Annotated in this window: 13 protein-coding genes and 1 pseudogene; 7 read left to right on the top strand and 7 right to left on the bottom strand. The window is 69.0% G+C overall.

The window, feature by feature from the left end:
* Window positions 1-1,089, bottom strand: a 1,089-nt coding sequence (locus HR086_RS29325; protein ID WP_174467279.1) for a choice-of-anchor D domain-containing protein, incomplete at its 3' end; no start/stop codon positions are given.
* A 261-nt stretch (window positions 1,090-1,350) separates the two neighbouring features.
* Entirely contained in the window at window positions 1,351-2,256 is a 906-nt protein-coding gene (locus HR086_RS29320; protein WP_174467278.1) for a DMT family transporter, read from the bottom strand.
* A gap of 179 nt (window positions 2,257-2,435) precedes the next feature.
* On the opposite strand from HR086_RS29320, the gene uvrA reads away from it, so the two are divergent.
* Both uvrA and HR086_RS29310 read left to right on the top strand, forming a co-directional pair.
* Window positions 2,436-5,336 carry an excinuclease ABC subunit UvrA gene (gene uvrA / locus HR086_RS29315; protein WP_141647080.1) on the top strand — a complete coding sequence of 967 codons (2,901 nt, stop codon included), beginning with the start codon at window positions 2,436-2,438 and terminating at the stop codon, window positions 5,334-5,336.
* Between the two features lie 469 nt (window positions 5,337-5,805).
* Window positions 5,806-7,251 (top strand): POT family MFS transporter, encoded by a 1,446-nt coding sequence (locus HR086_RS29310; protein WP_174467277.1) that lies wholly within the window; start codon window positions 5,806-5,808, stop codon window positions 7,249-7,251.
* Between the two features lie 107 nt (window positions 7,252-7,358).
* Here the strand turns inward: HR086_RS29310 and HR086_RS29305 are convergent, their stop codons facing one another.
* From HR086_RS29305 to HR086_RS29290, 4 genes are all read right to left on the bottom strand, one after another.
* Window positions 7,359-8,750: a peptide MFS transporter gene (locus tag HR086_RS29305; RefSeq protein ID WP_174454915.1), complete on the bottom strand. Its 1,392-nt coding sequence runs from the start codon at window positions 8,748-8,750 to the stop codon at window positions 7,359-7,361.
* Between the two features lie 163 nt (window positions 8,751-8,913).
* A complete protein-coding gene (locus HR086_RS29300) occupies window positions 8,914-11,820 on the bottom strand; it encodes an ATP-binding protein (protein ID WP_174467276.1) in 2,907 nt (968 codons plus the stop codon).
* A gap of 20 nt (window positions 11,821-11,840) precedes the next feature.
* On the bottom strand, window positions 11,841-12,629 hold the full coding sequence (locus HR086_RS29295; RefSeq protein ID WP_174454914.1) for a methyltransferase domain-containing protein: 789 nt from the start codon (window positions 12,627-12,629) through the stop codon (window positions 11,841-11,843).
* A complete protein-coding gene (locus HR086_RS29290; protein WP_174461876.1) occupies window positions 12,626-15,052 on the bottom strand; it encodes a PilZ domain-containing protein in 2,427 nt (808 codons plus the stop codon). Before HR086_RS29290 ends, HR086_RS29295 begins: the two co-directional genes overlap by 4 nt.
* Window positions 15,053-15,424: 372 nt before the next feature.
* Here HR086_RS29290 and nadA point away from each other — a divergent pair, with 372 nt between their 5' ends.
* The 3 genes from nadA to HR086_RS29275 all read left to right on the top strand — a co-directional run bounded on the left by nadA (window position 15,425) and on the right by HR086_RS29275 (window position 17,916).
* Window positions 15,425-16,357 carry a quinolinate synthase NadA gene (gene nadA, locus HR086_RS29285; RefSeq protein ID WP_141647075.1) on the top strand — a complete coding sequence of 311 codons (933 nt, stop codon included), beginning with the start codon at window positions 15,425-15,427 and terminating at the stop codon, window positions 16,355-16,357.
* Window positions 16,358-16,435: 78 nt separating this feature from the next.
* Complete coding sequence (locus tag HR086_RS29280) at window positions 16,436-17,041, top strand: hypothetical protein (RefSeq protein ID WP_141647074.1); 606 nt, start codon at window positions 16,436-16,438, stop codon at window positions 17,039-17,041.
* A 62-nt stretch (window positions 17,042-17,103) separates the two neighbouring features.
* A complete protein-coding gene (locus HR086_RS29275) occupies window positions 17,104-17,916 on the top strand; it encodes a class I SAM-dependent methyltransferase (RefSeq protein WP_174454912.1) in 813 nt (270 codons plus the stop codon).
* Here HR086_RS29275 and HR086_RS29270 read toward each other — a convergent pair.
* Window positions 17,909-18,322: a metallothionein gene (locus HR086_RS29270; RefSeq protein ID WP_174454911.1), complete on the bottom strand. Its 414-nt coding sequence runs from the start codon at window positions 18,320-18,322 to the stop codon at window positions 17,909-17,911. The two genes, HR086_RS29275 and HR086_RS29270, sit on opposite strands and share 8 nt — an antisense overlap.
* Window positions 18,323-18,504: 182 nt before the next feature.
* Between HR086_RS29270 and HR086_RS29265 the strand changes: the two genes are divergently transcribed.
* Both HR086_RS29265 and HR086_RS29260 read left to right on the top strand, forming a co-directional pair.
* Window positions 18,505-20,070: a hypothetical protein gene (locus HR086_RS29265; RefSeq protein WP_174467275.1), complete on the top strand. Its 1,566-nt coding sequence runs from the start codon at window positions 18,505-18,507 to the stop codon at window positions 20,068-20,070.
* A gap of 87 nt (window positions 20,071-20,157) precedes the next feature.
* Window positions 20,158-20,507, top strand: a pseudogene (locus HR086_RS29260) (hypothetical protein); the annotation flags it as partial.

Here is a 20,507-nt window from a genome sequence, read left to right as displayed (position 1 = left end):
CTCCGCCACCACGCCGAAGTCCACCTTGCGCGGCAGCACCGCCACGCAGGACGTGCCACCCTCGCCCGTCAGCGACACCTTGGGGCCCGGCGCGGAGGAGCCCTGCTCCCGCACCCCCACCTCCACCCGGCCCTCACCCGCGCGCCCCAGCACCACGGGCGTGAAGGCCACGCGCACCTCCACGCTGGCGCTCGGGGGCAGGATGCCACCGCTGAGCACCGGCTCGCTGACCACGCGGTAGACACCGCCGGGATTGGCCTGAAGGTCGACGCCCGACCAGCGCAGGGGCTCCGTGCCCTGGTTGCGCACGGTGATGGACTGCTCCGCGCTGGCCCCCAGCGCCACGCGCCCGAAGTCCAGGCGCAGCGGCGTCACCTCCAGCTTGGAGGCCACGCCCATGCCCTTGAGCGGCACCACGGCCGGCTCACAGCCCTCGCACACCACGACACGCAGCTCCGCCGTCGCGAAGCCCAGTCGCCGAGGCGCGAAGGCCACCGACAGCACGCGCTGCTCACCGGGCGCCAGCATCTCCGGCTCGCCGCGCTCCGCGGTGAACTGGTCCGCGTCCGCGCCCTGGACGGACAGGCCCAGCGCCGTGTCCACGTCCGACGTGTTGCGCACCGTCACCTGCCGCATCTCCACGAAGCCCATGGACACGTTGCCGAAGTCCAGCTCCGTGTCGGGCACCTCCAGGAAGGCCTTCACGCCCCGCCCGGACACCGGCACCTCGCCCTGCGAGTCCGCATCCGTGAGGAGCTCCAGCGAGCCCTGCACGGAGCCTTCGACGTCCGGCTTGAAGTGAACCTCGATTTCGCGCTCCGCCCCCGCGCCCAGGGTGAACGGCTCGAACGGAGGCACGGACACATTGGGGATGCTGGAGACGGCGCCTTCCACGCGGTACGACGCGCGGCCAGCGTTGGTCACCTTCAGCTTGAAGCTCTTGGTGCGACCCAGCGCCGCGGGGCCAAAGTCGATGGTCTCGGGGCGCACCACGAAGGCGCTCTTCGCTCGCTGCGAGGACGGGCGCTCACAGCCCATCCCAAAGACCAACGCCGCCGCCACCCACGCCACCCAAAACACACGTCGCATGCCTGCCTCCCCACGACTCCCCAAGCCCGGATCCCGCGCGGCCTCGCACCCCGCGATTCCGGCGGAGGGGGCGCTTTGCAACCCGAGTGCCCGGACCAAAGAGGGGTCCGAAGTCCACCGGCCAACGTGGCAAGCCGTGGGCCTGCCTGGGAAAGGGCCTTCCCCGACGTGGGAACAACATTTCCCACGGACCGGGTGGGACTGGAATTCCTTCAGGAACGGCGGGTAACAGTCAGGAGAAACCGCCACCCATCCGGGGGCTCATGTCGCGGTGCGGGCCGACGCGGAGCGCCAGCGGTCCAGCATTCCCGTGCCCCAGAGAACTCCCACCATGCACACCAGGGCGCCCGTCACGGCCAGCGGCGAGACGGCCTCGCCCAGCAGCACCGCGCCCAGCACCCAGGAGAAGACGGGCGTCAACTGCGTGGCGACGCCGCCGGCCACCGCGGTGACGTAGCCAAACGCATACGTGAAGGTCATCTGCGCCACCACGGAGGTCAAACCCACGCCCAGAAGAGGAAGGGCGACATCCCAGCCGAGCGGCCTCCAGTCGTGCAGCGCGAAGGGCAGGCTGAACAGCAGGCCGAACAGACAGAAGGAGAGGAAGACGGTGGCCGCGTCCGTCTCGTGGCGCAGCGCGCGCACCACGACGACCGCCGCGCCGCCCAGCACCGCGGAGCCCATGCCCGCCCACGCGCCCAGGCCCAGGGTCATCGACACGCCACCGTCCATCGTGCTCCACATGACGAGCCCCGCGCCCACCGTGGTGAGCACCAGTCCCGCGAGCAGGGGTCCCGTCACCCGCTCCTTCAAGAAGGCCCAGCCGATGATGGCCGCGTAGATGGGCCAGCACGCGTTGAGCAGCACCGCGGGGCCCACCGTCATCCGGTCGATGGCGACGAAGTACAGATAGACGGCCGCGCCGCCGAAGATGCCTCGCAAGCACCACAGCGGCAGGCGACCGAAGCGGGGCCCGCGGCCCATCACCGGATAGTAGATGGCGAGGAAGAGCAGGCCGATGAGGAAGCGGCCGGACGCCACCTGGCCTGGAGACAGGCGGCCGGAGAGCAGGCGGGTACACAGCGCCATCACCGCGAACAGCACGCTCGAGAAGACGAGCAGCGGCGTGCCGCGGAAGCGCACGGGGAGGACCCAGCGGGGTGTCATGGAGGGCGCCCCCTCTATCGGATTCCCCCGCCGTCCTCCAGTGCTCTCGGGCCGCACGCCTGGAGGCCGGCCTCGGGTGGGAGTGGCGGCGCAACGCCGCGCGTTGACGACCATCCACCCACCGTCACGAGTTTTCCCACTACCGGAACACCTATTCAGTGGTAAATCGCCCGCCCATCATGTCCGAGCCCGACGTCATTTCCCTCCGAGGCGCCAAGGAGCACAACCTCAAGAACGTCTCCCTGGACATCCCGAAGAAGAAGCTCGTCGTCTTCACGGGAGTCTCAGGGTCCGGCAAGAGCTCGCTCGCCTTCGACACGCTCTACGCGGAAGGTCAGCGACGCTACGTCGAGAGCCTCTCCGCCTATGCCCGCCAGTTCCTCGGGCAGATGGAGAAGCCCAAGTACGACACCATCCGGGGCCTGTCGCCCACCATCTCCATCGAGCAGAAGGCGGCGAGCAACAACCCGCGCTCGACGGTGGGCACCGTCACGGAAGTGCACGACTACCTGCGCGTGCTCTACGCCTCCATCGGCGTGCAGCACTGCCCCAACTGCGGCCGAAAGGTGGGCAAGCAGAGCGCGCAGCAGATTGTCGACGAAATCCTGAAGATGCCCGCGGGCAGCAAGGTGCAGGTGCTGGCGCCGCTGGTCACCAACCGCAAGGGCGAGCACAAGGATTTGCTCACCGAGGCGCAGAAGCGCGGCTTCGCCCGCGCCCGCATCGACGGGAAGCTCAAGAGCCTGGAGGAGCGCGTCGAGCTGGACAAGAAGTCCAAGCACGACATCGAGCTCGTCATTGACCGGCTGGTGCTCAAGCCGGACATCAAGACGCGGCTCACCGACTCGGTGGAGACGGCGCTGCGCGAGGGCAAGGGCACCCTCATCATCACCGACGAGGCAGGCGCGTCCACGTCGGACCGGGTGATGAGCGAGCTGAACGCGTGCCCCGCCTGCGGCATCTCCTTTGGCGACCTGACGCCCGCGTCGTTCTCCTTCAACAACCCGCTGGGCATGTGCACGGACTGCAACGGCCTGGGCACCCGGCCGGAGATGGACCCGGACCTCATCGTCCCGGACCCGTCGCGCAGCATCCGCGACGGCGCCATTGAACCCTGGGCCAGCGGCATGAATCGCGGCGAGGGCTGGACGGCGGACTTCGTGGAGAGCCTGGCGAAGGCGTTCAAGATTGATTTGGACGTGCCCTACGGGAAGCTGTCCAAGCGCGAGCGCGACACGCTGATGAACGGCGGCAAGGGCAAGAGCTTCACCGTCGAGTGGGGCGAGAACGGCCAGTACAAGATGGAGTGGGAGGGGCTCGTCGAGCGCTTGATGCGCAACTTCAAGACGACCACGTCCGAGGCCCGGCGCACCGAGCTGCAGAAGTACTTCAGCAACAAGCCCTGCCCCTCCTGCAAGGGCGAGCGCCTGCGGCCTGAGAGCCGCGCGGTGAAGGTGCACGGACACTCGATTGTCGCCCTGAGCCGGCTGACCATCTCCGACGCGCTCGGGTTCCTGGGCGAACTGGGGTTGACGGCGCAGGAGCGGAAGATCGCCACGGAGCTCTTGAAGGAGATTCGCAGCCGCCTGTCCTTCCTGGTCGACGTGGGCCTGGGCTACCTCATGCTGGACCGCACCGCCTCCACGCTGTCGGGCGGCGAGAGCCAGCGCATCCGGCTGGCGTCGCAGATGGGCAGCGAGCTGACGGGCGTCATCTACATCCTGGACGAGCCCTCCATCGGCCTGCACCAGCGCGACAACGGCAAACTCCTGACGACGCTCAAGCGCCTGCGGGATTTGGGCAACTCCGTCATCGTCGTGGAGCACGACGAGGAGACGATGGAGGAGGCGGACTGGCTGGTGGACTTCGGCCCGGGCGCCGGCGAGCTGGGGGGACAGGTGGTGTCCCAGGGCACGCCGAAGCAGGTGATGGCGGACGAGAACAGCACCACCGGCGGCTACCTGTCCGGGCGGCTGGAGATTGAAATCCCCGAGCAGCGCCGCGCGCCCAATCCCAAACACCAGCTGGTGATTCAAGGGGCGAAGGAGAACAACCTGCGCGACGTGGACGCGGTGATTCCGCTGGGCATCTTCACCGCCGTCACCGGCGTGTCCGGCGCGGGCAAGTCCACGCTCATCAACGAGATTCTCTACCCCGCGCTCGCCAAGCACCTGTACGACAGCCGCGAGTCTCCCGGGAAGCACAAGGCCGTGCTGGGCTTCGAGCACCTGGACAAGGTCATCGACATCGACCAGCGGCCCATTGGCCGCACCCCGCGCAGCAACCCCGCCACGTACACCAAGCTGTTCGACGCCATCCGTGAAGTGTTCGCGATGACGCCGGAGGCGCGCACGTTCGGCTACGGCCCGGGCCGCTTCAGCTTCAACGTCAAGGGCGGCCGTTGCGAGTCGTGCGAGGGCGACGGCGTCAAGCTGGTGGAGATGCACTTCCTGGCGGACGTGTACGTGCCGTGCGAGGTGTGCGCCGGCAAGCGCTTCAACGAGGCGACGCTGCGCGTGCGCTACAAGGGGAAGAACATCGCGGAGACGCTCGACATGAGCGTGCGCGAGGCCATGGAGCACTTCTCCGCGCACAAGGACCTCATGCGCGTGCTCCAGACGCTGGGCGACGTGGGCCTGGGCTACATCCGCCTGGGCCAGCCCTCCCCCACCCTGTCCGGTGGCGAGGCCCAGCGCATCAAGCTGGCGCGAGAGCTGGCGCGCGTGGCCACCGGCCGCACGCTCTACATCCTCGACGAGCCCACCACCGGCCTGCACTTCGAGGACATCCGCAAGCTGCTGTCCGTGCTCAACCGGCTGGTGGCCGCGGGCAACAGCGTGCTCGTCATCGAGCACAACCTGGATGTCATCAAGAGCGCGGACTGGCTCATCGACATGGGCCCCGAGGGTGGCGCGGGCGGCGGCCAGGTGCTCGCCGTGGGCACCCCGGAGAGCGTCGCCAAGGTTCAGGGCAGCCACACCGGCCGCTACCTGGCGCACGTGCTGGGAAAGAGCCGGCGCGCTCGCGTCGGCAAGCGCGTGGATGGCTCGACGCCCGTGCAGCACGCCGCACCGGGCTGAACACTCCCACCGCATCCAAAACATGGAGCGGGGGGCTGAGGGTGCCTTCATTCACCCCCAACCCCCCGTCCACCTTGGAGGAAGACTTCACAGGTGGGGTGTGAGCCTCGAAATCATTGACAACGTCTGTTGCATTCTAGGGCCTTATCAATTCCTGTCAAACCAGCCCAGCCCGCTTAAGGTGTATCAACAAAGACGCACTGTCACCGGAACCGGGCCTTGGGCAGACGGGAGATTTCCGGTGGGACTGCGAAGCGGAGCGTGAAGCACGTGGCCCGCACGGGTTGAAGGCAGGCGGACCGCGAGGCCGGGTTGGAGGTCGCCCCTCCGTGGAGGAGAGGGCCGCCCGCCTGGACGAGAGGACGTGCCGCGAGGGGCTTCGGTGGAGTCCGGGCCCCGCGTTGGGTAGGGTTGGGCCTCTTGTCTTCTTGGAGCCCCCACCTTTCTCCACCAGGGAGCACCCCGCCTCATGGCTGAGAGTCCCGCCGCGCAGAACAACAAGTTCCCGCCGCAGATACCGTTCATCATCGGCAACGAGGCGTGTGAGCGCTTCAGCTTCTACGGGATGCGGAACATCCTCACGGTGTTCCTCATCGACTACCTGCTGAAGAACGCGGTGCCCGACTCAGGGCTGCGCGAGGCACAGGGCAAGAGCCTGATGCACACCTTCATGGCGGGGGTGTACTTCTTCCCGCTCATCGGTGGCTATCTCGCGGACCGCTTCTTCGGGAAGTACCGCACCATCCTCTGGCTGAGCATCGTGTACTGCGTGGGCCACGCGTTTCTCGCCATCTTCGAGAACAACGCCACGGGCTTCTTCGCGGGCCTGACGCTGATTGCGGTGGGCAGCGGCGGAATCAAACCGTGTGTCGCGGCCATGGCGGGAGACCAGTTCAACGAGTCCAACAGCCACCTGGTGAAGAAGCTCTTCGCCATCTTCTACTGGACCATCAACTTCGGCTCGTTCTTCGCGTCGCTGTTCATCCCGCTGTTGCTCAAGAACTTCGGGCCGGCCGTCGCGTTCGGCATCCCCGGCGTGTTGATGTTCATCGCGACCATCATCTTCTGGTTGGGCCGGCGCCACTACGTCATCGTCCCGCCGACGGGGGCCAACCCGCACTCGTTCTTCAAGGTGGTGGGCAGCGCGCTGAAGAACCGGGGCCAGGGCGGCCACTGGCTGGACGGCGCCAAGGCGGCGCACCCCTCGGAGTCGGTGGAGGGCGTCAAGGCGGTGTTCCGGGTGAGCGGGCTGATGCTGCCCTTCGTGCCGTTCTTCTGGATGCTGTTCGACCAGAAGGCGTCCACCTGGGTGGTGCAGGCGCGCTCCATGGACCTGAACATCCTGGGGTTCGCCTTCCAGCCCAGTCAGATGCAGTTCATCAACCCGCTGCTGGTGATGCTGCTCATCCCCCTGCTGACGGCGGTGGTGTACCCGCTGTTCCAGCGCTCCGGCTGGGAGCTGACGCCGCTCAGGCGCATGCCGCTGGGGCTCGTGTTCGGCGCGGTGTCGTTCATCATCGCCGGCATCTTCCAGGTGGCGATGGAGAGCGGCACGGTGCTGAACATCTCCTGGCAGATCCTCCCGTACATCGTGCTGACGCTCGGCGAAATCCTCATGTCCACCACGGGCCTGGAGTTCGCGTACACGCAGGCGCCCCGGGAGATGAAGGGCACCATCCAGAGCGTGTGGCTGGTGACGAACACGCTGGCCAACGTGGCGGTGGCCATCTCCGCGGCGCTCAACATCTTCTCCGGCTCCGGGCAGTTCTTCTTCTACGCGGGCATGGCGCTCATCGCCGCCGTGGGGATGACGCTGGTCGCCCGCCGCTACGTGGTGCGCGACTACTTCCAGACGTCCGCGCCCCTCCCCACCGAGGAGCGCAACGCCGCGGGAATCACCGCCCGGTCGGCCTGAGAAAAGAGCAACGCCGGAGCCCTCGAATCCGAGAGGAGCTCCGGCGTCAGATGCTTCACCCGAAGAGGCGCGCTTCCCTCAGGGAGCGCGCCTCTCGTCGTCTGGACTCAGGCCGCGGCCACGGAGGAACCATCCTGCGTCGACGCGCCCTGGGGCGCGGGCGGCTTCTCTTCGTCCGTGCCGTGCATCATCCGCTTCAGGATGGGCGCCACGCCCAGCAGGATGAGTCCCGAAACGCCCGTGCCCAGGCTGATGTAGAGGAACACGTCGAACTCACCCAGCTTCTCCGAGTACGCGCCGATGACGCCGGAGAGCTTGTTCGCCGCCGCGTTCGCCAGGAACCACACGCCCATCATCGCGGAGACGATGCGCGCCGGCGCCACCTTGGACACCATCGACAGACCCACCGGCGACAGACACAGCTCACCCATGGTGTGGAACAGGTAGGCCAGGATGACCCAGTGCGCCGCCGCCTTGCCCATCGTCGCGCTCTGGCTCGACGCGCCCAGCATGAAGACGAAGCCCGTGGACAGGAAGACGAGCCCCAGGCCCATCTTCACCGGGATGCTCGGAGCCTTGCCCCGAATCGACAGCCAGCTCCACAGCCCCGCGAACACCGGCGCCAGCGCGACGATGAAGAACGAGTTGAAGTTCTGGAACCACGTGGTGGGAACCTCCCAGCCGAACATCGTCCGGTCGACCTTCTCGTTCGTGTAGAGATTCATCAGGCCACCGGCCTGCTCGAAGCCCGTCCAGAACGCCACCACGAACACCGCGATGATGAAGATGACGACGATGCGGTCAATCTCGTCCTTGGAGAACCCCTTCTTCTCCGCGGTCCCGTTGGCCCGCGCCTCCAGCGACGGCTTCACCGGCGCCAGTCCCACCGGGCCCAAGAGCTTCTTCTGCATCAGCATGAAGACCACGAGGCCCAGGAACATGCCCACGCCCGCGGAGCCAAAGCCGTAGTGCCAGCCGTACTTCTCACCCAGGGTGCCGCAGATGAAGTTGCCCAACATCGCGCCCAGGTTGATGCCCATGTAGAAGATGGTGAAGGCGCTGTCGCGACGACCATCCCCCGGCGCGTACAGCCCGCCCACCATGGTGGAGATGTTCGGCTTGAAGAAGCCGTTGCCCACAATCAGGAAGCCCAGGCCCGCGTAGAACATCGTCACGTTGGGGAGCGCCAGGACGAGGTGGCCGATCATCATCAGCGTGCCGCCGAGCACCACGGCCTTGCGCTGACCGATGAACCGATCCGCGATGAAGCCTCCGACGATGGGCGTCAGATACACCAGGCCGGTGTACGTCCCGTAAAGGCTGAGCGCTTCGCCAGTGGTCCACCCGAACCCACCGTTGACCTTGCTCGTGAGGAAGAGGACGAGCAGGCCTCGCATGCCGTAATACGACATGCGCTCCCACATCTCGGTGAAGAACAGGAGATACAGCCCTCGCGGGTGCCCCTGGCGGGCAGCGCCCGCGGCTACGGTTCCTTGCATGCCGTGGTTTCCTTCGCTTCGGTGGTCGGGTGTGACTGAAAGAGCACTTGACTGTAGCAGACAGCGCAACAGCTATGCGCAAGTGGACAACAGGGGCGGCCGAGAATTCCCCAGCTCCCTGGCCCGCTCAGTTCACGTCAGGGCGCGTCGTGAAGCCCGCACCTCAGCCCAGCCGACCCACGCGCGACTCGCCCTGCCCCTCGGAGCCGTTGCCTGACGAGGAGCGTCCCCCCGGGGGACGAAGGGGCAGGTGCACCTCTACCTGAGTGCCCTTGCCCGGCGTGCTGCGGACCTGAATGCGCCCGCCATGGCTCAAGATGATGCGCCGGCTGAGGGCCAGGCCCAGGCCCGTCCCCTCGCCCGCGGCGCGGGTGGAGAAGAAGGGCTGGAACAGCCGCTCCATGTCCTCGGCGCGAATGCCCACGCCGTTGTCGCTGATGGTGACGACGGCCTCGTCGCCCTGACAGGACGTGGCGACGCGGACGCGGCCCTGCTCGCCCACGGCGCGCAAGGCGTTGTCCAGGAGGTTGAGCCACACCTGGTTGAGCGAGCCGGGGTCTCCCTGGATGGGCATGGTGCATTCGTAGGCCCGCTCCACGGTGACACCCGAGGGCACCTTCCACGTCAGCACGCCGAGCGTCGAGTCCAGCAGCGTGTCCAGCGACAGCATGATGGGCGAGTCGGAGGAGCGGGTGAAGGCGAGCAGCGACTCGGCGAGGTGGCGGATGCGCTGGCCGCACTCCTCCATCACCTCCACCATGGCGCGGCTCATCTCCGCGTCCGGAGAGCTGTCCGACAGCACCTCCTTCAGCGGCGTCAGCGCGTTCATCAGCCCGTTGAGCGGATTGCGCACCTCGTGCGCGAAACCCGACGTCAGCAGGCCGATGGCCGCCAGCCGCTCGTTCTCCGCGGAGCGCACCGCCGCCTCGCGCAGGCGCAACTGCGTTTCGATTCGCGCCAGCAGCTCGCGCGGGCTGAAGGGCTTGCCCAGGTAGTCATTGGCGCCCGTGCCCAGCGCCTCCACCTTGGCGGAGACCTCCTGCCGCGCGGTGAGCAGGATGACGGGGATGTCCACCGTCGCCGTCTGCTCGCGCAGTGCCACCAGCATCTGGAGGCCGGACAGCACGGGCATCATCACATCCGACACGATGAGGTCCGGCCGCTCCGCCATGGCGCGCTGCCGGCCCTCCTCGCCGTTGACGGCCTCCATCACCCGGTAGTGCTGCTTCAGCAGACCCGCGATGAAGCCGCGAATCTCCACGTCGTCCTCCACCACGAGGATGCGGGGCGCATCCGGCCCCGGCCCCGCGTGGTCCCTGGCTGGAGCCACCACGGACGCGCGGCCGTTGTCGGGTACGCCCGTTTCCAGCGACGGGAACGAGCCGGAGATGCGGCGCTCCCGGCGCACGGGCATCTCCGCGCGGCGGCGCTCGCGCAGGTCCTCGCGGATGTGCGCGCGGCCCTTGGGCAGCCGCACGCGGAAGGTGGAGCCCTTGCCCAGCTCGCTCGTCACGCTGATGCCGCCCGAGTGCAGCTCCAGCGTCTCCTTCACCAGCGCAAGTCCAATGCCCGTGCCGCCAAAGCGACGCGTGCCGCTGTTGTCCGCCTGGGCGAAGCGGTCGAAGATGACCTTCGTGTCCTGCTGGGAGATGCCCTGGCCGGTGTCCTCCACGTCCACCAGCACGTCCTTGTCGTCCTCGTGCACGCGCACCGTCACCCCGCCCGTCTGGGTGAACTTCAGCGCGTTGGACAGCAGGTTCTGGAAGACGATGTCCATGCGCTCGTGGTCCACCTCCACGGGCGTCACCTCCTGCCCCTCCAGGCGCAGGTACACGTCCTGCCGCTCCGCCATGGCATGGAACGGCGGCAGCACGGTGCTCAGGAAGCCGTTGAGCTCTAGCGGCTGGTAGCGCAGGCGCGCCTTGCCCGACTCCAGCTGCGCCAGGTCCAGCAGGTTGTTGATGAGGCGCAACAGGCGCTGGGCGCTGCGCTCCATGGTGGCCACGTGCTGCATGACCACCTCCGGGTTGTTCTCCTCGCCCCGGCGCTCCAGCGACTCCAGCGTCAGCAGGATGAGGGTGAGCGGGGTGCGCAGCTCGTGGCTGACGTTGTCGAAGAACTCGCTCTTGAGCCGGTCCAGCTCCTGCTGGCGCAAGAGCGCGTCGCCCAGCTTGCCGTTGGCCTCCTTGAGGGCCTGGGTGCGCTCCGCGACGCGGTCCTCGAGGGCCACGTTGGCGCGGAAGATTTCGTCGTAGCGCTGCTGCAGCTCCACCAGCGAGCCCATGATGGCCTGGTTCTGGGAGCGGAGCGCTTCGTCCTTGCGCTTCAGCTCGCGCCGCCCGTCCAGCCAGCCGCCCATGGAGAAGCCGGCGGTGGCCAGCGACGCCACGCCGAAGACGGGGTGCGCCCAGCCCAGCGCGCCAACGACGAGCCCGCTCACCGTGCCCAGCAAGAGGCCCAGGTGGTGGCCCCACTGCGACATCGGGTCCGCCCAAGACAGGTGATAGCGGCAGACCGGCGCGCCCAGCACCTGACACTCCGACTCGCGCACCTCCGCGGGCAGCAGGCCCCAGATGGTGGGGATGGAGGCGAACTGCCCCATGCGCAGCTCACAGATGTTGCGGCTCTTCTCCGGCGTCTTGCTGGAGTACGTGAGCACCAGCTGCTTCTGCTCCAGGAACTCCACGTGGAAGCTGCCCACGCGGTTGTAGCTGGGCGCCAGCTCGATGGTCTTCAGGTAGCACATGCGCGGCGAGCCAAAGGCCCGCAGCAGGTAGAACGCGAAGCCCATCGCCTCCGGCGTGGCCAGGAAGAGGCCCGCGTTGCGCATGAAGTGCACATCGCCGGACTCCTTCATCAAGAGCGCGGACAGCCGCTCCAGGAAGGGCAGCGAGATGTAGTTGGCGTGCGTGCGCAGGTACTCCAGCGACAGCGGGATGTCGTGCCGGGCCCACAGCGCCTGCAGCCGCTCCACGCCGTACGTGCGCTCGAAATACAGCAGCAACGTGGACGTCGTGCGCACGCTGACTTCGGGGGCATTGTCGGGCGTCTCCTGCCCCCCGCCTGACATGACTTCCCCTATCCCTTCGCTCAAGCACGCACTCCCTCGGTGACGACCAACACCGAATACTTGAGCGTATCCGGATCTCGCAGCATCCGCAGGTAGGCCTGGCAGAACTCACCATAGGCGACCTCGGAGCCGAAGGCGGGCGTCACCACGGGAGCCAGCGCCGCGAAGCGCGTCTCCCAGTCCGCCAGGAAACGGTCATCCGCCGTGCCGGCGACGACATACTGGGGCGTCACGTGCACCCGGATGTCGCGCAGACCCGCCCGACGGAAGGACTGGAACAGCTTGCGCCCGACGAACAAGTCGAACCCCTGGGAGGCGAGCCCCCGCTCGAAGCACCGCGCGCCCTCCTCCAGCCCCGCCGGGAGCGGCCAGTTGTTGAGGCCCTGACCGTCGATTTCGGACACCACGACGCGGCCACCCGGCCGGGTGACGCGGATGAGCTCCGCGAGCGCGGCGTCCCGGTCCGACAGGTACTCCAGCACGTACTGGCTCCAGGTGTAGTCGAACGCGGCGTCGGGCAGGCCCGTGCGGCGGATGTCTCCCCGGATGAAGCGCGCCTGGGGCAGCCCCGCGCAGCGCTGGATGGCCTCGGCCAGCCGCACGTCGCTCAGGTCCATGCCCAGGACGCTGCCCTCACCGCCGACGATGCGCGCCATGGTCCGAGAGATTCCACCCGGGCCACAGCCCGCATCCAGCGCCCGGGCCCCCGGCGTCAGCCCGGTGGCCAGTAGCAGCGCGCGGGCGTCGTCCGCCTGCTCCTGAAGGAGCAGCCGGCGCGTCTCCGCCTCGGACTCCATGATGTAGCTCAAGCCTTCCCCCGCGCCGCGCGGCCGCGCGCCCGCGCCTCTCCTCCCGTGCGCTGGACACGCTCGAAGATGGAACGGAACAGCTCCACCCACCGGCGCACCATGGAGCGGTGGAAGAACCACTCGGAGAAGCGGCCGTGGGACGTGAAGCCCGCGGCCTCCAGTGCCTTGAAGTCCTCGTCGGCCGCGAGCGCCACCACGGCGGAGCGTCCGTGCTCCCGGGCGTGCTCCTCGCAACGCTGGATGAGCGCGCGCACCGCGGCGGCCTCGTCCGGGTGCCCCGGCTCCAGCACCACGAACCAGAAGGCATTGGTCTTCTCGATGAGGTTGATGCCCGGGCTGCCCTCTTCCTGGAGCGCGATGGCCAGCGGGCCCGTCTCGCCATCCACGACGAAGACACGCCGGGCCCGGTGGAGCCCGTGGGCCGCGTAGCGCGACGACAGGGCCTCCAGCCGCATCTGGTCCGCCTGCAGGTCCTCGGCGAGCACGCGCACCACCTCGCCCCGCTCCCGCAGGAAGAACTCCAGGCGCGCGCAGTCGGCGTCGGACGCCTCGCGCACCGCGGGCAGCGAGCCCTGGGGCGAAGGCTCCGTGCCGTCCAGCTCCAGGCGCATGTACTGGAAGTGCCGCAACCAGCTCAGCCCGTGGCTGTCCATGACGCGCAGCAACCACGTGCCGAGTCGGCTCGGCCACCGGTTGTCCTCGCGCCAGGAGAAGCGGATGAAGTCGATATCCTCGTGGGCCTCGCCCAGCTCGATGGCCAGCGCGGACAGCTCGTGGGCAATCTGGTCCTGCCGGTGGAAGCCCGGCCGCACCGCCAGGTGCTGCACCAGCCACGTGCGGGAGTGGATGCGCAGGCCCGCGACGTGCCCCTGCACGCCATCCGCGTCGTTGTAGACAAGCGAGCTGCCCAGCTCCCCGGACGCGCACAGCTGATGGTGCGTCCGCTCCAGGTCGTCGAGGTATCTGGCCTCGCCCCCGAAGGGGTAGTCCGGATGGAAGCCGTAGTGGGCCGCCTCCATCATCCGCCAGATGTCCTGGAACGGGAACCGTCCGCCGTCCGCCACCGTCTGGTTGCGCGAGGAGATGAAGGCGGAGAGGACCGCGTTGCGGACCGAGGGAGGAACCTCCAGGAACCGCACGCCGCAGCGGTACGGCCGCAGCGGGTTGTCCGCGCCCTCACCGGAGGACACCCCATCCACCGAGCGGACCTCCGCGCGACACGCCACCTCGCTGCCGTCGGGCAGCAAGAGCGACATTTCCAGCTGGGAGCCGGCGGGGAGGACTTCGCAGGAGGCGTCGATGGCGAAGGACAGGCCGCGGCTGCTCATGTCCAGCACGGAGCGCGTCATGCGCTTGCCGCTGAACGGCGCGCTGAAGGAGACGAGGAAGCGGTGGTCCGGTCCCGGGCGGAAGCGCTGCAGGCCCCGCCGGTTCTGCACCCCCAGGGTGCGCGGCACGCTCAGGGTGACGGCCCCTTCCCCGCGCTGCAGGACGCTGGTGGCGCCCAGGTAGCTCTGCCCGCTCACCTCGAAGGAGAGGTTCAGCACGTCGCCGGCGGAGATGGGGCAGCCGCCGACGTTGACACCCCGCAGCACCGAGCGGCCATCGACCAGGTCCACCAGGGGCGCCTCGAGGATGAACTGCACCGAGGGGGTGTCCGGGTAGTGCACCCACAGGGCGGAGCCCCGGCGGACCGCCTTGCGCAGGGCGGCCAGCACACTCACCGGGTCGCGCACCACGGCGAGGGGCGCCGCCGACGTCTCCTCCAGCGAGCCGCTCCAGGAGAGCCCCAGCCGCAGCGCGTGCTCCGCGCCATTGCGCACCGGACTGACGTGACGCACCAGGGCCCGGCGGGACTTCAGGACCCAGCGGCCCTCGCGTTCGATGTGCAGGTCATCCAGCACGGCGCCGGGAAGGAAGGCGCCTACCGACGCATCCATGGGGACCTGGAGCGCGGCGCCGAAGTTGCCCACGTCCAGACAGCGCGCGGTGTAGCCCCGGCCCAGGAGCCGGAAGCCCGCTTCCATCCGCGAGTTGGGCGTGACGCGCGCGGAGGCGCGAAGCTGGAGGATGTTGGTGATGCGCCGGCCCAGCTCGGGGATGGTGAGACTGTCGTCCAGCGTATTGAAGACGTGCCCCTCCGCGGCCGTCTCCACGAGTTCCTCCAGTCCCTGGCGGTCCGACTGCGCGCACACGAAGACGCGCACGGCCTCCGGGGCGGCCCTGTCGACATGTCTCAGGAAACGCCGCGCGTTCTCCGGGGGCGCGATGATGAGGGTGGGCGCGGAGGACTCCATCCTCCGTGTGGCTTCGACCTGGGACTCCACCGCCACCACGCGGTGAATTCCCAGGACCTCGGCCAGCGCGGCGCGCCGGCCCTCGTTCGGATGCACAATCAGGACGTCCTGAGTGGGGACACTCATGCTCTCTCCTCGACGGGAAAGGCGTTCAGATGGAGAAGGGGCAGAGCCATCGTCTGCCCACGGGCCACAGGTCCGGTGCCGCCCCCTCTCCACCAGCCGATCGCGTGTTCTCGACCCCGAATGTGTGGCTTGTCCAAGCTTGACAGCAAGGCGACTGCCTCCCTCCGGGCCGACCCGGAGGATTGCGCGCAGTCTACCCTCTCCGCGCCGTCAGGTGATGCGACCATCCACCGCTCTTGCACGAAGGGGGACGGTGGCAGAGTCGACCCAGGGCGCGCCAGCGACAGGCGTCCGTCCGCCCGGCAGCCAACTTCCGACGAGGTGGCCTGGCACCGGCGGGCGAGTTAAATGTCGACCAGGCCAGGAGGGCCCATGAGCACCGAGGTGGATTACGCGCAGGAAATCCAGGAGCTCAAGCGTTCCATGAACGCTGTGATTCTTGCGCACTACTACCAGGAGAGCGAAGTCCAGGATGTCGCGGACTTCGTTGGAGACAGCCTCGCTTTGGCGCAGGCGGCGGAGCGCACGGAAGCGGACGTCATCGTCTTCTGCGGTGTGCACTTCATGGCGGAGACGGCCAAGATCCTGAATCCGACGCGGCAGGTCCTGCTGCCGGACCTGAAGGCGGGGTGTTCGCTGTCGGACCGGTGCCCGCCCGCGGCCTTCAAGGTTTTCAAGGAGAAGCACCCGGGCGCCTTCGTGGTGAGCTACGTCAACAGCTCCGCGGCGGTGAAGGCGATGAGCGACGTCATCTGCACGTCCTCGAACGCGGTGAAGATCGTGAACCAGGTGCCCAGGGACCGGCAGATCCTCTTCGCCCCGGACCAGCACCTGGGACGCCACGTCATGAAACAGACCGGCCGGGACATGGTGCTGTGGCCGGGCAGCTGCATCGTCCACGAAATCTTCAGCGAGAAGAAGCTGGTGGGGCTCAAGGTCGAGCATCCGGACGCGGAGGTCGTCGCCCATCCGGAGTGTGAGCAGGCGGTGCTGCGGCACGCGGACTTCATCGGCTCCACGAAGGGGCTGTTGGATTACGTGCTCAAGAGCCCGAAGCAGAAGTTCATCGTCGTGACGGAGGCGGGCATCCTCCATCAGATGAAGAAGGGCGCGCCCCAGAAGACCTTCATCCCCGCGCCCCCCGACAACGGCTGCGCGTGCAACGAGTGCCCGTACATGCGGCTCAACACGCTGGAGAAGCTCTGGAAGTGCATGAAGGAGCGGACGCCGGAGCTGACCATGCGGGAGGACCTGCGCGAGGCGGCCCGGGCGCCGTTGCAGCTCATGCTGGAGTGGTCCAGATAGAGCGGAATCTGTCGTCACAGCGGACATTTGCCAACTCGCGTCTTGCGCCGGAAAGGCCGGGGTGCAATGGAGCCATCCGTGGCCTTCCGATTTCTCGCAGTCCCGTCGCACCGGCTGGTGAATCACCCCCAGTCGCTGCCGGTTGATGAGCGCCTCGAGCCGGACCTCCCCCCGGTCCATGAGGCGGTGGAGCGTGCCCTGGCGGGCGCCGAGTTCCGCGATGTCCGCGCCAAGGACCGCATGCGCGCCCTGCTCCAGGGGGACCGACCTCCCACGCTGGGTTCCCCCGAGGCGGGGTTCGGTCCGTCGGCCGTCTTCGCCCAGCCGCCCCAGGACCTGCCCGCGCTGCTCAGGCTCGCGGACGAGCTGGAGAGCCTGGCCCGTCGCGAGGCCGGCGAGCGCGCGCTGGTGTGGAAGTGCGGCGACTGCGGTGCCCGGTACGCGGTGCCCGTGGCGCTGGTGCGGCAGGTGTCCATCCGCTGCGAGCGGTGTGGGACGCCGGTGGAGCTCAACGCCACCCGCAGCCTGGGCGAGGAAGCCCTCATCGACCCGTTCCAGGGCGCGGTGAACCACAGCCGCAAGGAGCTGGCGGTGTTCTTCCGCGAAGCCATGGCCCGGGGCTGGCCCGTCCTGGTGGCCGAGGACAAGCGGGTGGCGGCGGCTCCGAGCGGCCCGTCCGCCTGAAGCGGTCCGCGGCATACAAAGCGGTTCTCGCGCCGGACGGGGGACGGTAGCCTCCGCCGCTCATGCGGCACGCGCTCGTCCAGCTCCTTCGTTGCCCTCGCTGCCGCAGAGGCGCCCTCCGTCCCGAGGCGCCCACGCCGGTGTTGATGTTCGGCCCCCTGCGCTGCCCGGAGTGCCGCGCCAGCTATCCGGTGGCCGAGGGCGTCGCGGACCTCGTGCTGGAGCATGGCTCCGCCGGAGGACTGCAGCGGGGCCTGGAGAGTCGCTGGGTGGCGCGCTCCTACGAGCGTCATGTGCGCCCCGCGCTCCAGCGCGCCCTCTTGCGCCAGCCGCTCGACACGGACAGCGAGTACCTCCTCTACCGCAGCCTGCTGGGCACGCCCGACGGACCGGTGCTGGACCTGGGCTGCGGCACGGGCCTGGTGGCGAGGCGGCTCGCGCGAGAGCCGGCCTTTCCCCTCGTCGCGGGCCAGGACCTGTCCCCCGCCATGCTGGAAGAAGGCGTGGCCCAGGCACGCGAGGCGGGCGCCACGGTGGACTTCCTCCGGGCACAGGCCCCCGCGCTCCCCTTCCTCGACGGCACGCTCGGCGCGGTGCTGATGGCCGACTCGCTGCATTACCTGGAAGACCTGGGCCGACTGATGCTGGAGGTGGCGCGGGTGCTGCGTCCGGGGGGCCGCTGGGTGGCGAGCACCTATGCGCCGCCGGGCTCCGCGTCCGGATTCCTGCACCGCCGCGTGGGCCTTCACCCTCGGGCGGAGGCGACATTGCGCGCGGCGACCAGCGCGGCGGGACTGGTGCGCTTCGAGCGCGTGGCCCTGCCGCCGCTGCTGGTGCTCAAGGCGGAGAAGGGCTCCGCCGAGTCGCTCAGATGAAGATGCCGGCGGAGGCGTCGTAGCGACGGGCCTCGTCCAGCTTCAGCTCGGCGGGACGGCCGCGCAGCGCGTCCATCACCTGCCGCTTGGGCTTCTGGCACTTGGAGCACTCGCACGAGCCCTTCTTGCAGGTGCAGTCCGCCTTGCTGCCACACTGGCACTTGGCGGCCATCAGCGAGTCGAGCGCGTCCAGTGGACGGTCCACCTCACCGCCCGTGGGCCGCGCCTTCTCGGGGGCGGGAGCCGCCTCCGAAGAGGCGCTGTCGGGCGACGGCTTCTGGGCCTCCGCCGACTTCTCCCGTGCCGCCTGGGCGTGGGCCTCACAGGCGCTCGCCGCGCGGGGAGCGAGCAGCAGCAGACCGCTGGCCAGCAGCCCCGCGGCCACCATCGTCGCGTTGCGTGTCATGTGCATGCTCTCCTTCGGGAGACTCTCGGCCTCGGCTCCCGTCCATCGGCGCCTATAGCGCAGCCCCCGTCGACTGCCAAGGTCGACGGCCATACCTTTGTCTACCCCGACGCGCTGCTCCAGACGCCCCGCGTCGGTTGCTCGCCGGGCAGGAAAGCGGCGCATACAGTCCGGCACCTCTCGTGACGAACCCCAACGCTCGCTTTATTCACATCGCCGCCCTGGTGCTGGGCGCACTGCCCCTCTGGGTTTCGCGCCACCTGCCCATGGTGGACCTGCCGCAGCACCTGTACCTCATCTCCGTGCTGCACCGGCTGGATGACCCGAGCACGTTGTACCCCCAGCTGTTCGAGGCACGACACGCGCTGACGCCCTATCTGGGCTACTACTACCTGGTCAGCGCGCTGAACTGGCTGTTGCCGCTGGACCTGGCCAACCGCGTCTTCCTCACCGCGTACGTGGTGGGCCTGCCGCTGAGCCTGGGCTTCCTGCTGCGCTCGCTGGGCCGGCCCACGTGGCCCGCGCTGCTCGCCCTGCCCTTCGCGTACGGCGACAGCTTCGGCTGGGGCTTCATCAACTACTGCGCGGCCCTGCCGCTGACGCTGCTGTGCTGCGGCTTCTTCGTGCGGGCGCTGGAGGACGTGCCCCGGCGACGAGGCTGGACAGCGGCGCTGGCGGTCTGCCTCGTCACGGTGCTGCTGTTCCATGTCCAGGCCTTCGGGTTCCTCGCGCTCGGGCTGCCGTGGCTGCTGCTCACCACCGCCGTGCCGGAGGACGCCACCGCTCGTGGACTCGCGCAGCGACTGCGGCCCCGCGTGCCGGCCTTGCTGGGCGTGGTGCCGGGCGTGGCGTTGTTCCTGGGCTGGGTGGTGCTGCGCTTCGGCGAGCCGCCGGACATCCAGCCCGGCGCGCCCTGGAAGGCGTGGGGCCCGACGTTCTCCCCGCAGAACCTGGGCTGGAAGAGCTTCGCGCAGAACCGCGCGGAGCTGTTCGACGTGCTCGCCAACACGCTGCGCGACGGCTCGGACCGGTGGGCGATGTACGCGGTGGGCGCGGTGGCGCTCGCGGGCTGGGTGGCGGCGCTCGTGCGTCCGGGGCCCAGGGGCACACAAGGTCCGGTGGCACGCGCGCGGCTGCTGGGGCTGGGGGTGCTGGCGCTCGCGCTCTACTTCCTGCTGCCGTTCGATATCCGCGGCTACGTCTACTACCTCAACACGCGCTACGCGCACCTGGCCGCCGCGCTGCTGGTGGCCACCGCGCCCGCGACGATTCCGGAGTGGCGGCTGCCCCTCAAGTGGGCCGCCGCGGCCTGCACGCTGGTGCTGGCCTTCACGCTGGGCCGGGGCTTCCGCGCCTTCTCCCGCGAGGCGACGGAGTGGGAGGGGCTGGTGGCGGCCACCGCCCAGCGGCCTCGTGTCATGGGCCTCATCTATGACCCGGGCTCGCGCGTGGTGCGCTTCCCCGTGTTCATCCACTCCGCGGCGGTGCTGGCCCGTGAGCGCGGAGGCGTGCCGAACTTCACGTTCGCCTCCACGCCGCACTCGCCGCTGCGCTATCGCGACGAGGTGCCGCCCACCTTCCCGTCGGAGTGGCGCCCGCAGGACGTGGACCTGGACACGCAGGGGGCCTGGTACGACACCTTCGTGGTGCGCGGCGTCCACCCCTCGCAGGTGTTCGGCGCGCGACTCCAGACGGAGCTGACGGTGGTGGGCCAGTCGGGCCGAAGCTGGCTGGTGCGCCGCCGCTGAAGCCGCGCCGCGCACGAATGTGGGCCAGTGGGCGGCGTGCCGGCCCGAGCGATGCCCGGGGCCCGCTTCGCGCGTTACAAGGCCCGCATGAAATCCTCCGCCCTGGACCCTCGCTCCCTGCTGGACGCGCTGCGCGCCGGCACCTCGCTGCCTGACCTTCCCGTCCAGGTGGTGGAGGCCGCACGGGCGCTCGCGAAGGACCTGGCCACCGCGACGCCAGCCTCCGTGGAAGCCCTCCCGGAGCCCCTCGCCGCCGCACTCCTGGAGGCCGCCGTGCTCGACGGCCAGGTCGCGCTGCCCGAGGCCCTGTCCGCCTCGGCGGTGAAGCCCCTGGCCAAGCTCGCCAAGAAGGCGCTGTACCGGTTGCGCTCACGCGGCGTCGCCATCGCCGAGCCCCCTCGCACGGCGCCTCCGGAGGCCCCTCGGCCCTCCCCTTC

The organism is Myxococcus sp. CA039A, assembly GCF_013336645.1.
Taxonomy (GTDB): Bacteria; Myxococcota; Myxococcia; order Myxococcales; family Myxococcaceae; genus Myxococcus; species Myxococcus llanfairpwllgwyngyllgogerychwyrndrobwllllantysiliogogogochensis.
The sequence above is the reverse complement of the archived record's forward strand: the minus strand, read 5'-3'. Positions and strand labels throughout refer to the sequence as shown.